General features: G+C 34.0%; 13 protein-coding genes and 4 pseudogenes. 3 read left to right on the top strand and 14 right to left on the bottom strand.

Going from position 1 to position 13,566, the window contains the following annotated elements; translation table 11 throughout:
- Window positions 1-128: pseudogene (locus tag F1560_RS22480) on the top strand (manganese catalase family protein); the annotation flags it as partial.
- Window positions 129-247: 119 nt separating this feature from the next.
- Window positions 248-401 (top strand): annotated as a pseudogene (locus tag F1560_RS22475) (HTH domain-containing protein); the annotation flags it as partial.
- Window positions 402-466: 65 nt separating this feature from the next.
- On the opposite strand, the pseudogene F1560_RS17535 reads toward F1560_RS22475, so the two are convergent.
- The 9 genes and pseudogenes from F1560_RS17535 to F1560_RS17490 form a co-directional block, all read right to left on the bottom strand.
- Window positions 467-1,706, bottom strand: a pseudogene (locus F1560_RS17535) (IS256 family transposase).
- 161 nt (window positions 1,707-1,867) lie between these two features.
- Window positions 1,868-1,969: a JAB domain-containing protein gene (locus tag F1560_RS22685; protein ID WP_342780260.1), complete on the bottom strand. Its 102-nt coding sequence runs from the start codon at window positions 1,967-1,969 to the stop codon at window positions 1,868-1,870.
- Between the two features lie 106 nt (window positions 1,970-2,075).
- The gene (locus F1560_RS22470) at window positions 2,076-3,212 is read right to left on the bottom strand and encodes an SIR2 family protein (RefSeq protein ID WP_245347908.1); all 1,137 of its coding nucleotides are present in this window, start codon (window positions 3,210-3,212) and stop codon (window positions 2,076-2,078) included.
- A gap of 147 nt (window positions 3,213-3,359) precedes the next feature.
- Entirely contained in the window at window positions 3,360-4,235 is an 876-nt protein-coding gene (locus tag F1560_RS17520; protein WP_149475942.1) for a hypothetical protein, read from the bottom strand.
- The gene (locus F1560_RS17515) at window positions 4,232-4,522 is read right to left on the bottom strand and encodes a hypothetical protein (protein WP_149475941.1); all 291 of its coding nucleotides are present in this window, start codon (window positions 4,520-4,522) and stop codon (window positions 4,232-4,234) included. Before F1560_RS17515 ends, F1560_RS17520 begins: the two co-directional genes overlap by 4 nt.
- Window positions 4,523-5,813: 1,291 nt before the next feature.
- Complete coding sequence (locus tag F1560_RS17505; protein WP_149475940.1) at window positions 5,814-6,497, bottom strand: poly-gamma-glutamate hydrolase family protein; 684 nt, start codon at window positions 6,495-6,497, stop codon at window positions 5,814-5,816.
- 248 nt (window positions 6,498-6,745) lie between these two features.
- Entirely contained in the window at window positions 6,746-7,576 is an 831-nt protein-coding gene (locus F1560_RS17500) for an LCP family glycopolymer transferase (RefSeq protein WP_420874461.1), read from the bottom strand.
- Between the two features lie 43 nt (window positions 7,577-7,619).
- Window positions 7,620-8,978, bottom strand: coding sequence for a glycosyltransferase family 2 protein (locus F1560_RS17495; RefSeq protein ID WP_149475939.1), 1,359 nt, complete (start codon window positions 8,976-8,978; stop codon window positions 7,620-7,622).
- Between the two features lie 874 nt (window positions 8,979-9,852).
- Window positions 9,853-10,212: a hypothetical protein gene (locus F1560_RS17490; protein WP_149475938.1), complete on the bottom strand. Its 360-nt coding sequence runs from the start codon at window positions 10,210-10,212 to the stop codon at window positions 9,853-9,855.
- 109 nt (window positions 10,213-10,321) lie between these two features.
- Between F1560_RS17490 and F1560_RS17485 the strand changes: the two genes are divergently transcribed.
- The gene (locus F1560_RS17485) at window positions 10,322-10,678 is read left to right on the top strand and encodes a recombinase family protein (protein WP_210095963.1); all 357 of its coding nucleotides are present in this window, start codon (window positions 10,322-10,324) and stop codon (window positions 10,676-10,678) included.
- Between the two features lie 46 nt (window positions 10,679-10,724).
- Here F1560_RS17485 and F1560_RS22790 read toward each other — a convergent pair.
- The 5 genes and pseudogenes from F1560_RS22790 to F1560_RS17460 form a co-directional block, all read right to left on the bottom strand.
- Window positions 10,725-10,859 (bottom strand): annotated as a pseudogene (locus tag F1560_RS22790) (AAA family ATPase); the annotation flags it as partial.
- 170 nt (window positions 10,860-11,029) lie between these two features.
- Entirely contained in the window at window positions 11,030-11,638 is a 609-nt protein-coding gene (locus tag F1560_RS17475; protein ID WP_149475937.1) for a PBECR4 domain-containing protein, read from the bottom strand.
- Between the two features lie 436 nt (window positions 11,639-12,074).
- Window positions 12,075-12,263 (bottom strand): topoisomerase DNA-binding C4 zinc finger domain-containing protein, encoded by a 189-nt coding sequence (locus F1560_RS22785; protein ID WP_425466046.1) that lies wholly within the window; start codon window positions 12,261-12,263, stop codon window positions 12,075-12,077.
- 235 nt (window positions 12,264-12,498) lie between these two features.
- Entirely contained in the window at window positions 12,499-12,690 is a 192-nt protein-coding gene (locus F1560_RS17465; protein WP_149475935.1) for a hypothetical protein, read from the bottom strand.
- 232 nt (window positions 12,691-12,922) lie between these two features.
- Window positions 12,923-13,414, bottom strand: a complete 492-nt coding sequence (locus F1560_RS17460) for a hypothetical protein (protein ID WP_149475934.1) — start codon at window positions 13,412-13,414, stop codon at window positions 12,923-12,925.
- Between the last annotated feature and the right edge of the window lie 152 nt (window positions 13,415-13,566).

Below are 13,566 nucleotides of genomic sequence, written 5' to 3'. Positions count from 1 at the left end.
GAGTAATTGATGGAATGCCTAAGGGTGCGCCTGTGCCCGACTTCCCAGAACTTCCAGAGCAATTTGCCCCAGGGATTGATCGGGATGATTATCATCGGATTTTAAAACGTTTAAAAAGTAATATGTAATCTACAAAAAGAGCTAGGAGGAAATAATATGTACCCTATAGAATAGACACTTTAAAAAAAGAGTCTGCTCTATAGGGTATTTTTTGTATAATGAATAAAATAGAGATTGGGGAAAAAATATGAGTAAAAAAACATTCACACAGGGAGACATCAAGAGGTTATTAAATAACACCTATGTAAAATCAGTAAGTCCTAAGGGAATCTTATTCAGATGAATTTAAGCGGCTTTTTATTGCTGAATATGAGAATGGTAAGCTACCAAAGCAAATTTTTGGGTTGAGGTTCTTTTTCAGGATGTACCGATTCGGGGTTTGTCAAATAAAGTGTTAAAGTCCCTTTTACTCAAGGTACTTTAACACTCTATCTTTTAGCTCATCTTGAAGGAGAAGTTGGTTCATAACCATTGCCCAGTTTTGAATATGGCCACCTTCCCATTTGGTTTCGAGTTCTTTTACCCGTAAAAATAATACTTTTAATAGAGCGTTCTCGTTGGGGAATGCTCCTTTTTTGGTTACTTTTCTGAAGCTGGAATGAATACTTTCTACTGCGTTAGTAGTGTACATCACTTTACGAATGGCACTTCCATAATCATAAAGCTGTTCGACATGGTGAAAGTTTCTTGCCCAAACGTCAATCGCTCCTGGATAGGCAGCCCATTGTTGTTGAAAAGATTCAAAAGCACTTAGGCAAGCCTTAAGGCTTGGTGCACCATAGACTTTCTTTAACGCTTTGGTGAAGGCTTTATAATCCTTACTAGGAATATATTTAACAGAATTACGAATCAAATGAACCATGCATCGCTGGACAATGACATCTGGAAAAACGGCACGTGATCCTTCTTCCAAACCACTTACCCCGTCCATGGATATAAAGAAAATATCTTCGACTCCTCTTGCCTTGATTTCATCGAAAATCTGCATCCATTTATGCTTGCTTTCCGTTTCATTTAACCATAATCCAAGAATTTCTTTATTACCCTCCATGGTATATCCTAAAATCGTGTAGACAGCGTATTTCTTCGTTTCATATTGATTACGAATCGTTGTGTACATACAATCTACAAAAACAAAGGCATAACAGCTACTTAACGGTCTTGTTTGCCATTCTTCTAGCTCTGGAAGATACCTGATCTGTAATATCCGATACCATTTCATGGGACACTGAAAAACCATAAATATCTTCGATTGTTGACGAAATATCTCGCTGCGACATTCCACGTGCGTACATGGAAATCACTTTATTTTCAATCGCAGAGACGTCCTTTTTCCGTTTCGGTATCAGTTCTGGATTAAAGGAACCATCGCGATCTCTTGGTACCTTGATATTCACTTCACCCGAGCTCGTTTTGATAGTTTTCTTTCCATAGCCATTCCGTCTGTTTTCGGTCTCTTTTTCCTCTTTATCGTTCGCTTCGTAGCCTAAATGATGGTTCATTTCACCCTTCAACATAGATTCAAACATAGGGCCAAATATATCTTTCAGTGCATTCTGCATGTCTTCTACGGTCTCTGGTTGGTAGTTTTCTAGAATTTGGTTCGCTAACTCAGCTGATTTCTGATCTCGCTTCGACTTCGTCAATAGAATAACCTCCCAAACGTTATAGTTTTATTCTACCAATAAAAAAATTAACTGCGAAGTAAGAGCCGTACGATCTCTCACTTACACAGTTAATATTACACTCCCTCTAAACAAGGATTGAGGAGAATTCTCCCCTCAGGCTTATAAGTATCCTTTTCCCTTTAGACTGATAAACATGTTGTTCCTCCACCAATGATGAGATGATCCAATACTTCGATTCCTAGAAACTTTCCTGCATCCACCTGCCTTTCGGTGACATGTATTTCTTCCCGGGATGGAGAGTGAATCCCACTTGAATGGAAATGTGTCTGTTCATTAATTAATGTTAGGTTCTTCTAAAAACAAAAACGCTTAGGTATCCCTAAGCGTTTAATATAATTCCTCAAGTATAGTTTTTATTGCTAAAGTATATTCATCTTTGTTGCCTATTTTCAAATTGATTGGAATTAAATTCTGACCAAGTAAATCTTTAGATTCTATTGGATGTAAATTAGCAACTATAATAAAATGTTCTCGTTTTATATTATTATGTATCATTTTATAGAGGTCCTTAAAATATTTGTCCTTAAAAGAAAAACCAATAAAGAGCAATGAACTGTTAGCCATTATAGCGTTTAATATACTTTCGATTTTGCTATCATTATATAATTTTTCATAATCTTCCTCGCTCACAATCATTGAACTTGGAATATCGATATTTCCATGAAGATGTATAACTTGCTGAGTATCGTTACTAAATAAATCTTGAACATCCTCTAAGTCTTTTAAGACTAAGGGTGTTACAAAATCATCTCTATATTTCCCTCGGTACTCAGACAATATATTGTCATAGTCTGTTGTAACAAAAAATTGACTTTCAAGCTTCAAAATATCATTAACATTATGTTCTATAGAGGTGTTTTTATTATATTCGCTTTTCAGTATTTGTTTAATATCACGTTTTATTTCCACATCAGAAGAGTAAGAAACGGAGTATGTTTTAAGAACACTTAAAGCTCTAAAATAGTCTCCTTCTTTTATTAAGTATTCATACATTTCTTGATCAGTAGGGTTAAGACCCTTATTTAATTTTAAAAGTAAATCACCCCAATCGGGTAGGTTAAATGGAACAGAAACTCCTGCACCTATAAAAGGAATCAACTTACGTGTTTTAGACTTTAGTCTCTCTAAATTTTGTATGTAAGTTGGATCTAAAAACTTATTTAAATTTTCTTTCCTTTGCTCTCTAATAAGACTTAAAAAATGCGAATTTAATCTATAACTTTCAGAGATTACATGGTTTTCAGATTCATTAAGAACCTCATCACAAAACTCACATTTTTCTTTTAAACTTACAGCATATTCTACCGAATCCGTTATTTCACAATCATACATAAAATACTTTGAGGAAAATCCTTCCTTTATTAATTCGTTTAGAACTTTTTCAACAATGCTGTCTTCTAAGTAATAAAATAACCTCTCTTTAAAAAAATTTTCATCTTTAACAATATCAGAAATATCACTCAACACTTCTAAAGTTTCAGTACTTTAAACTAACGGTATGAATTAATTGTTTTAATGACATAATGAATTATCTCCTTATCTAATGATCTTTTTGGAAGAAAGACAACCTTAAAATTTTTTTAGTTGTGTATATTGTTGTACCAATTACATCTATATTTTTTTCGTCCGTAAATATAAAAAATCGGTGAACCAGGATATCGACCAACTATCCATTCCCAAAGCTTGCTCAAAACTAAAATACAAACTATGAAACATATCTGAACCAGAAACAGGATGTTTTGAATTGAAAGATTGTGTTGAACTTTTACCTTTTTTACTTGAAGTGAAATTCACTCTAGTTGGATAGCCTAACAGTTTTATTTCTTTGGCTTTTCTTACTAATGCAGCCGATTTGTACTTACTGATATAATATCCTAGCAGAAGTGCTGTGATTTGTTTTCCTAAATCTTGTTTATCAGTTCGACTCAATTTTTCCTCCGTACCAGGGAATAAGGCTGAACTGAGCTGATTAACACTATCTCTTACAGTAAACTCTGTATTTGAAATTAAAGTTTCTCGTGAATCTTTTAACAACTTGTCATCTAAATCTTTACAAAAATTAAACATATTTATTCTGTCTTGTCTAACATTTGGTGTTTGTAAGCTTAACCCCAGCCTACTCAGTACTCTTTGCTTTGCACTATTACGAAGCTGATTTATTGTTGTGTGCGTTTTTTCATTTTCCTTTTCTAGTCCAGGCACATTTCTCAACATTGTTAGTACTATTCCATTAATGAAGTCTATCTCAATCCCTGCAATAAAATATGTAGATTTTGTTATATGATTCGGGACAACTTCAACATAAAGAAACCGTGCATTTGAAACAATACCATTATCAGCTTCGTAATCATACCCAGCTATAAAACTAGTATTAGGTACACTTATATTTAAAAGATCCATTAGATAGAATCCATTCTCATTCATTGCCATTTGATGAATAGATGGTATTGAATCTTTGTAATTTACCTGTTCAATTACGTTTTTCACACTTTTTTAAACTTTTCCACTTCTAAATCTGGATGACTTTCAATTCTATCAACAAATACATTCTTTAATTGAGAGTATAAAATATTTTCAAAAAAGGTTTTTCTAATCTCTTGTATGTATGACGGATAATCGTTTATTAGCTTTGCATAATATTCTTGAAATGGTAATCCAATTACTTCTTTCGGAACTTCAAAAATAGATGAGATATCATTTTTAAATTTAGTTACTTCAATATATTGCAGAAAGGGATTTCCTCTAAAAATGTAAATTGCATTGTTTACAGCCATTTTATCTCTCCTTAATATTTTAACGGGTGCTAATAAAAGCGCATCCTATTTTATGCGATATAACCTAGTTATATATAACCAAATTTTACTATATATAAAAGTATTCCTAGTAAAAAAAGTATATTATGCCTACTAATTAAATGAAGCATATTATGTCTTGCGAAAACTGTAATAAGCAATTTTCAGTCACAAAATATGAATTAAATTCAGGAAGAAAGTACTGCAGTAGAAGATGTTCCCAAAAAGTACGAACAAAAGTAAAAATATATTGCAGACATAGTGGTAGAGAAAAATTGGTATCTCCTATTTACTTTAAGCGTGGTGCCAAATTTTGTAGTTTCAAATGTAGAAATGAGTCCATGATAGTTGCAAAGAAATGTACTACATGTGGTAAAAATTATAAAGTACCTAAGCGATACAAGCATTCAAAATTCTGTTCTCAGAAGTGTTCTCAAATATCACAAAATAAGAAAGTAAAAATTGACTGGCTGCTGTTAATATGCAAAAAGGAGTGATTGGATGGAGTACTACAAAAAGCTTTTATAGGAAGGATTTGAATTGTTATTTTCGTAGCTCATGGGAAGCAAATTTCGCTAATTAAACAATTTGTCCATATACTGGGAGTTTGAACCAAATGTCTAGCAACGTCAGCTCCAACCTCCGGGGAACGAATCACATCCACCTGATTCAATTCTATCTCTTTTACTACGATCTCATAGATTTTTTCCATGAAAGTCACTTCCTTTCTTTGTTTGAATTCCACCAAATGTTGACGTAAACACAGTGGTAAGGGTCGGATTGACCTGCAACTGACTTGCAAGAAAAGCATAGGGCTGAACATCTTGTCATGAAACACGTCGGATACCGAGGGGAAACCCAATGACTTAGCAGGATTTAAAAAGCGCATTTTGCTTTGCTAGTCCTGTTTAGCCTACTTGATTTTGCCGATTTCCGTTGCCTTCTCACACACCTTCCGCAAGTCATGAGCCAAGCATTATACTAAGAAAACAAAGAAGAAAGACTTAAAAGCATACGAGACAGACTGTCCAGAAGCACCAAATCACACCATTTTTACATTTGTTGCTTGTAATGCATTTTTAAAAAAGGCTAACGCTTCTTCTGCTCTTCCGCCAAATTGTTGATAAGATATTGCTTTCATAACTTATTCCTTCTTTTCAGATTTGAAGTATAATAGGACATGGACGGCAAGTATATGCCCCATATGGGAGGTAAATATGAAAGGAATTGTGCGAATTATCCCAATAATGACATTGAAAATATACCCGTATCTTTAAGAGGTTTTGAGGTAATGATTAGTTGCTTCCTCTAAACTATCAATCAATTTATCATATACATTCGTTGTATCTTGGTATGAACGATTATCGTTTTTAAATAAAGATCTACGTAATTCTGCTGTCAGCTCTAACTGTACACCCTTTTTTAATTGATTATCATTGACAATGTTTTTTTCACTCATCCCTGCTATACCAGGAGGTGCATCTTCAACTTGGAATCCTCGATTCTGAAGAGAATAACGTATCGTTTCCTTGTATTCTTTGTTCCTTCCACCAAGATATATAATAGATTCATTTCCTTGGCCTTCATATCCATGAATAGATAAAGTGCTTACAGAATTTTGAACGATATTTCGGCCTATCGGTTCGTCGAAATATTTGGAATCGATATGTAAAATCATGTTGTTCGTTGGCTTTATTCCTTCAAAAAGATAATAAGAAAGAGCCATCTGGTTTGCCAGACCTTTTACCACCTCTGAGGTCCCCGGCTCAATGTCCCCTCCATGAATAGCAATGACGACGATATCGCTACCACGTGATTGGTAATTGATTTCATAATCCTCATTCAATAATTCATGTTCCTTTAAATCTTTATAGGATAAGTATTTTTCATTTAATGAACAGCCGAGTAAAAAGGCTGAAAGGAAAAGTGTATAGTATAATTTATTGAATTTATTCAACTAAGACATCCTTTTTTCCTAGAATATGATTGTTGTTAAAAAGTTCCGGGGAAATCTATTAACAAAAACAAGTCTGTGCCTTATATTTCTCCATTATCAAATTCTCTGAGACTCCTACAACTAAAGCCGCAAGCCCTACACTTTTCAGTATGAAAAGTGGGATTCCTGAACGACTAAGCGTTCGCAGTTCATTTCTGTTTTGAATAGCCTTTATCTTATTCACCCTGAGGCAAGAAATATAGCATGCATCAACTACTTCCCTCCAACTGTCCATTCAACTCTTCAGAAAGCTCCCCAAGCTTATCTTCATCAGGTATATAATAAAAAGTTTTATTTTTTTCTGTTTCTTTTCCTTCTATTTCGTGCTCTTCAATATGACGAAGCGCATCACGGTAATTTGATTGAATATCCCACATTTGCTTTAAGCCTAAGTTTGTTCTGACACTGTCTTCAACAGAGGTGATAATCTCTTCAAAGTTCGTAATAGAGGATGTTAAACCCGGTAAGGTACTCCCTTTTTCTAAAAAGGATTGGATAACTTGTCGCTGTCTTTCCTGGCGACCGAAATCTCCTTTTGGATCTTCTTTCCGCATCCGAATATAGGATAGGGCTTCTTCTCCTCCTAGATGAATTGGTCCTTCTTCAAAAGTAAAGTCATCCTGTGTAAACTCAAATGAGTTTGTTACTTCAATACCGCCAAATGCATAAGAATGGTTGATTTTATCCTTTTCCCCATGGCCAACTATTTCAGTCAGTGTATCACGAGGTATGCTTACCATATGGGTTGTTTTAGTATGTGGGTCTAGCGTTAAGTAAATAAGTGTATCGGAACGCCGATAAATATCTTCCTTTCCTTCAGGTTCGTCAATTCCCACCAGCAAAACAGATATTGGGTCACCCTCTGATAGATCGATGCTTTGTAGTCTTTTTTCCGACTTTTTGTTATCAATTTCTTCCTCGATATTTGTTATAGCGGACGTAAATAAATTCCAGGCATAGCTACCAGTCGCTACTCCCCCAACAACTAAAACAGTCACTACAATTAGTACAATTTTCTTTAGCATATCTTTATATTTCACCCTCGCCTATCGCTCCATTTTATTCAGGTTGGTTACATTCTTCCTATGAAGCCACATCTGTTTCATAATTTCTTCCTGTTCGAGCAACCTTTTTCCAGTCTCGATTAAAGAAATAAGCAACACTTCCGTACATAACAAAGTACATCGTAACAAATCGATGGACAAAAATATCATAGAGCACAGTCATCAATAAACGAAGCCGGTCCTTCTTTTCAAATGAAAAACCATATCGTTTCACCTGTTTAATTGCCATTGTTGTGTAAATAAGGTTGAATAAAAATATATATAGTAAATAGAGAACGACAAAGCTAACTAATGCAAAAGAATAACCAGTTATTGCTGTATAAATAAATACTCCTGCAGTAACATAGGCTGCTAGTATTGCTACCACAAATGATTCAACGATATAGAAAAAGGAAACAGACTTTGTAAATAGTGTTTTCAGAAGAAAAGGCAGAAAGTGAGCAAAGCAATCCATATATCCTTTCTGCCAGCGTATTCGCTGCTTGAACAAGTCTCTCCAAGTTTCCGGTAATTCCGTATAGCTAATTGCATCTGAAATAAGTACGACCTTCTTTTTTCTGTTCTTCTTTTTGGAAATGTACCGTTGAATTTTTAATGTAATATCGATATCTTCGCCTACCGATGAACGATAGCCACCGACCTCAATCAGCAGATCCTTCTTAAATATTCCAAAAGCTCCTGAGATAATAGCTAATCCTTGAAAACGTGCCAGCGAAATTTTTGTGACGTAAAATGCTTTTATAAAATCTAGCATCTGCACGCGTAGCAGCATATTTGCCTTGGATAGGGAAAGTTTCCTTAAGGAATCAGCTGTTTTTGTTTGCAATACATGTACCATTCCACCTGCTGCAACAACATTCTCATCTTCAAATTTTTCGTTAACAGCAGTTAAGGCCTGCTTCGTTAAGACAGTATCCGCATCCAATGTGACAACCAATTCTTTTGTTGAATATTCAATTCCAGCATTCAGAGCATCCGCTTTTCCACCATTTACTTTATTTACAACGGTAATATTCGGATAGCTTTTCGAATGGTAGGTACCCGATACCTCCTGAGATGATAAACAATTTAATGGTGTTTTCAATAATGGCTCCAGCTCCAGATGTTTTTGCAAAAGCTGAAAGGTATGATCGGTTGAACCATCATTGATATAAATTACTTCAAAATTTTTATAGGATAATGATTTCATGCTGTTGATCGATGTTTCAATAATTCCTTCTTCGTTGTAGCAAGGGATTAAAATGCTTATCCCTTTTTCTGATTCTACCTTTCGTTTATCGTTTTCTCCCTTTACACTAAACCATGGTAAACAATGAAATAGGTGGAGTATGGGAAAAAGCAAACATAAATAGAATAGGATCATTAAATAGAGTTCCAAACCGAATTCACTCCCTAAAAAACGACTTTATCTATTATATTTTCCCATATTAAAATTGAGTTTCCTAGAGGGGAAAGGGAAAATCATTCCCTTGACTCATGATCTTAATTCTAGCTTATTATCTGAAGGCATGAATTCCCATGTCGTTTTATGTAGAAAGTGATAAAAATTTCAGCATGTTGAGAAAAAAATAGTACAAAAGATAGGTGCATGAACATAATCGACTATGTTTGCGTTTTAGTAATTGATGCAGAAATTGTTTTTAGTTATATTACAATACCAAAAACATAGAGACGCAAAAGCAGAAAGCATCCGCAACTATAATGATAAATGTGATTTATTGGCTCATACTTCGGTCCTCGTGGTGTCACTTAGAGAGATAATTTGCACTTATTTTAAGTGTTATTTTGCACTATCTGACAAACAAAAAATCTATCTTTTGAAGTTATGATATATTTTTTATATTTACTTGATTCCGGTTACTAAACTGTCACCTGCAGCTTCAACTACTTCTGTGGGGTTTCAAGATTATAAGATCAATTTCTTCATTAGTATCAATAGAATATACTTCTTCTCCTAAGCTAATTATTTGATACATAGTTCTAGCCATACCACCAATAATACTAATTTCGTCAGTCACCTTACTGACTAGGTGTTTTAAGCTACTTGTGTAGCATGCTATCCACTGGTTTTAAACTTTTGATCTTCGTTGTGTTCACTCGCTAAGAAAAAAACAGGAACTTACAAAGTGTTGATTGTTTTAGAGGGAAGCGAGATACTTAGAATTTGTTGATAGCGCACTTTGCTATCTTACAAAATCTTAGTAGACCTTTGGGGCAACCCCTATAAATAATTACTTGACCTTAAAATCACCTTATCTTATCCCATAACCTAATAAATGAAACCTTAGCGAAAACATAAAGAATTCAATACAAAAGATAATTGCTAAAATATAAGGGAGATACTCTACATTAGCACCAAAACCAAACATAAAGCCAAGAGATATGCCTATAATTGCCCAACAAATACTAAATCCTATTGTGACAATCCAAGCAAAAACACGAAATCGAACAATAAAATATAAGACTATCATAGCTAAAATAAAATAACCAAAAGATTCAAATCGAAATCCAATAAAGGCAGCCAGTAAAATTGATTCTAAGAAAATAATTTTAGAAGCTGAATTCTCTGCCTTATATCGTCTTATCCCATCAGCAACCTGTCTCCTGTCCATTTAACCACATTTGCTTAAGCAAATGTGGAAACTTAAGTTTCCCTTTCACTAAGGTAATCTTTTTTTATACGATAAATTGTGTTAGACTTACTTCAACATCAGCTGATATATGAGTTATCGGCTTTTCTTCATCCAGCAGTTGAATAATTCGATGATACTTAGCCCCACTACCACTCCACAAGGAAGATTAATAATGACCGTCTTTCAGGATTTTAGTCAGTTTGAAAGGGATTTGATAGTTGAACGAACAAAGGAAGGACTAAAAAGTGCTAGAGCAAGAGGAAGAAAAGGGGGACGACCAAGAGTAGGAACTAAAGAGATTACAAAAGCCATAAATCTTTATAATACTGAAGAATACAGTGTCAAGGAAATTGTTGAAATGACTAGTATTAGTAGAGCCACCCTTTATCGATATTTAAATAATGATAAACTGGTTCAATCGGATGGCTGTAATCAGGATACTTGAAATTATTAATCTTGAAACCATAACAACAGAGGTTATTGAAGCTGCACTCAACAAGTAAAGAAAAGCGATCTTTAAAACTCACCTTTTGAAACTCTTTGCTCGACGTTTGCTCTTTATACGCTTCAGCCATACCACTTAATTTCATTTCGTGTAGTTTTGACAACGTTTGTTCATTCATCATCATTCGTTGGTAAATAAGATGGCAGAGCTGGTAAATTTCAGTGGCGGTAATCATCAAGTAATATCATCATAAATATGCATGTGAAATGATACACTTAAACTAACCGGGGGTTTTTACGAAAAATTCTATGAATATGGATTAAAGAAACAGATATAAAAAAGCCCTCGCTCTTAATAATTGAGTGAGGTTTCTTTTATTGCTACGATTTCAATTTCGGTCTGGGCATCGATATAATCGTTTTTCTTTCGGACAAAAAACGTACGTGGAAAATAATAATCTGTTCCTCCGTGTTTGTCCAAGCCCAAATGAATGTAACGGTTGTTTCTATTATCATATAAAATAAATTCGGTAGAGATTTTTGTATTTAAATGTTCGTTTGAGAACAAAATGACAGTAGGGTGCTGCAGCAACTGAAGTATGAAAGGAAAATAAAGGACACGTTCACGATGTTCTTTGTATTTATCCTTAATATGGTTTTGTTTAAGTGTATCCATCGTCACAACGCCTGTACAAATATAGTCATATCCAGAAAAGCCCGTAAAACTTTTCGCATTAGGCTCGTCCTCAAAAATATGCTGAAAGCCAAGCAAGTGACACATATTATCTTCTTCAAATCGTAATTTAACCACTGGTTGATTCGGATAGTCTATTTGGAATTCGAATATTCGATTCATCAGACAATCTCTATAAAAATCAGAAATAACCTGGAGCGATATTTCTGATTCCAGGGGTTTCTTGTTTATTGTCTTTAAATCTTCAACGGTTAGTTTAATAGCCATATATAATCCCTCTAAACGAAAAAATGACCCCAAGCTTGTGCCCGAGGCCATTCTGAAATTGAAAAATTAAATGGTGGTCGGATATGGAAGGTATCCCATATCTGGACGGATCGCAGTAGATTAGTGTCCCCTACGCGGGATAGTCAAGCCACCGACATTGACTAAAGCTTTTAGCTTCTATACATAGTATACCCTAACCTAGGGGAAAAATGCAATAAACGAAACAAAAAAATGTACAAAATTAAAATTCGGCTAATTTCTTTAACGGTATTAAAACTCTTAAGTTATGAAACCATCAGTTGTCTAAGTTCAGTTTTTTTGGCAATTTATGTTTTAGTATATAAATTTTGTATTTATACACTAAGTGAATTACTAAGTCATCGTTGTTCAATCAGGGTATACCCAAATTGAACAATGATGGTAAAAAGAATTGGAATCACTCTCCAAAATCTTTAAAATAAACAACTTTTTTCTTATACACATAATTCCCACCAGTTGAAAAGCTATTTACATCGTTCCTTGTATAATTGCAAAAGGGGAACTTTGAACAGCCAATAAAAATTGATTGTTCGCTATTGTTAACCTTTAAAACCAACATGCCACCACACCATGGACAACTACTCAATTCTATAACTTTTCTTTTCAAAAATTTTGACCTTCTTTTTTCTCATATTCATATACTTTTTCAGCAAACGGCTTGTATAAAAATGATTCATCTTCTACCCACAAAAAATCATTATCCGGCGTTACTTCCCAAATAACATGATATATATAAATAAACATTCGAATACGGGCATTATCTGCTTTTTCCCAATTCTATTTAGAAACGTTTGAATAAATCCATCTGAATATCCCAGAGCTTATAAAATATCATGCTTAACAATTGTGTTATTCGTAATAGAAGTATCATCATGTAAACAATCATCATAAACGTGCAAAATTTTAGTTTTTTTATTATATACCACATCATATTCCGCTGATTTATACATACCGGTATTTATGATATGCGCAAAAATCAAATCTCCTATTTCATTATGTTTTCTTACTTGCATGGAATAACCCCTTTTCTATTAAATATTAATGTTATCTTCCAAAACAGCTTCCTGCAGCTGTGCTATATCTAATAATTTCACACATATTATCCCGGTCAAACATACTTACCTTTTAACTTTCAATCTCTCCTCCAAAATGACTGAATAATATATTTCCTCCATTGTATCATTTAAAAACTTAACTTAATAAGAAAATCAACGTTTCCTTATGGTGTAAATACATTTTTAAAAATTATTCTGATTGCTGCTGTTCTTTTAGAAATTTTTCACAAGTTGATTGCTCCCAATATTTCGTGCCACTAATTGTTATATCTGCTTTAGGGACTATCCCACGAGTAATATAAACACTTAATTTTGCTTTGTCATACTTCAAACCGTTTTCTTGTAAGAACTCCGCAAATCGACTTTGATTCATATAGTAGTTACCATCGGTTACCAAAGAATGTTGGGGATTTCGAATTAGATAGGTATCTTTGTAAAAAAATATATGAATAACCTCTAGAGCGAACTCTAGCCATTCATTATCAAGAAACTTGTATAAACTCTCTAAATTAAAGTTTTCTGAACCAGGGTTTTCAAAAAACCAAGCTAATCGCAAAAAAACTTGTTCTACATCTGATAATTTTGATAGGGTTTCCTCGGTCAAAAGTGTACTTTGATTAGCATGTAATGCCTGCTCTAAAATTGGAAACTGTTCAGTAATCTTTACTGTTGCTTGTTTCATAACCTAACCCCTTCCTAACTGTTAACTTTATTAACACTAATTATATCACGAGTTAACTTTGTTAACACTAATCAAAGTCATCGTTGGTTTTGCCACTTTATTTCTTATCATTATCATAACAGGCAGAACATCCATCTATCAGTTAACCCCGT

This window comes from Oceanobacillus polygoni (genome assembly GCF_008304605.1).
Taxonomy (GTDB): domain Bacteria; phylum Bacillota; class Bacilli; order Bacillales; family Amphibacillaceae; genus Oceanobacillus; species Oceanobacillus polygoni.
The sequence above is the reverse complement of the archived record's forward strand: the minus strand, read 5'-3'. Positions and strand labels throughout refer to the sequence as shown.

What these genes read in the sequence shown, in the direction of transcription:
- F1560_RS17515 (WP_149475941.1), bottom strand. Translation starts at nt 4,522, where the DNA reads ATGGCTGTAAACAATGCAATTTACATTTTTAGAGGAAATCCCTTTCTG.
- F1560_RS17490 (WP_149475938.1), bottom strand. Translation starts at nt 10,212, where the DNA reads ATGGACAGGAGACAGGTTGCTGATGGGATAAGACGATATAAGGCAGAG.
- F1560_RS17485 (WP_210095963.1), top strand. Translation starts at nt 10,322, where the DNA reads ATGAGTTATCGGCTTTTCTTCATCCAGCAGTTGAATAATTCGATGATA.
- F1560_RS17475 (WP_149475937.1), bottom strand. Translation starts at nt 11,638, where the DNA reads ATGGCTATTAAACTAACCGTTGAAGATTTAAAGACAATAAACAAGAAA.
- F1560_RS17465 (WP_149475935.1), bottom strand. Translation starts at nt 12,690, where the DNA reads ATGCAAGTAAGAAAACATAATGAAATAGGAGATTTGATTTTTGCGCAT.
- F1560_RS17460 (WP_149475934.1), bottom strand. Translation starts at nt 13,414, where the DNA reads ATGAAACAAGCAACAGTAAAGATTACTGAACAGTTTCCAATTTTAGAG.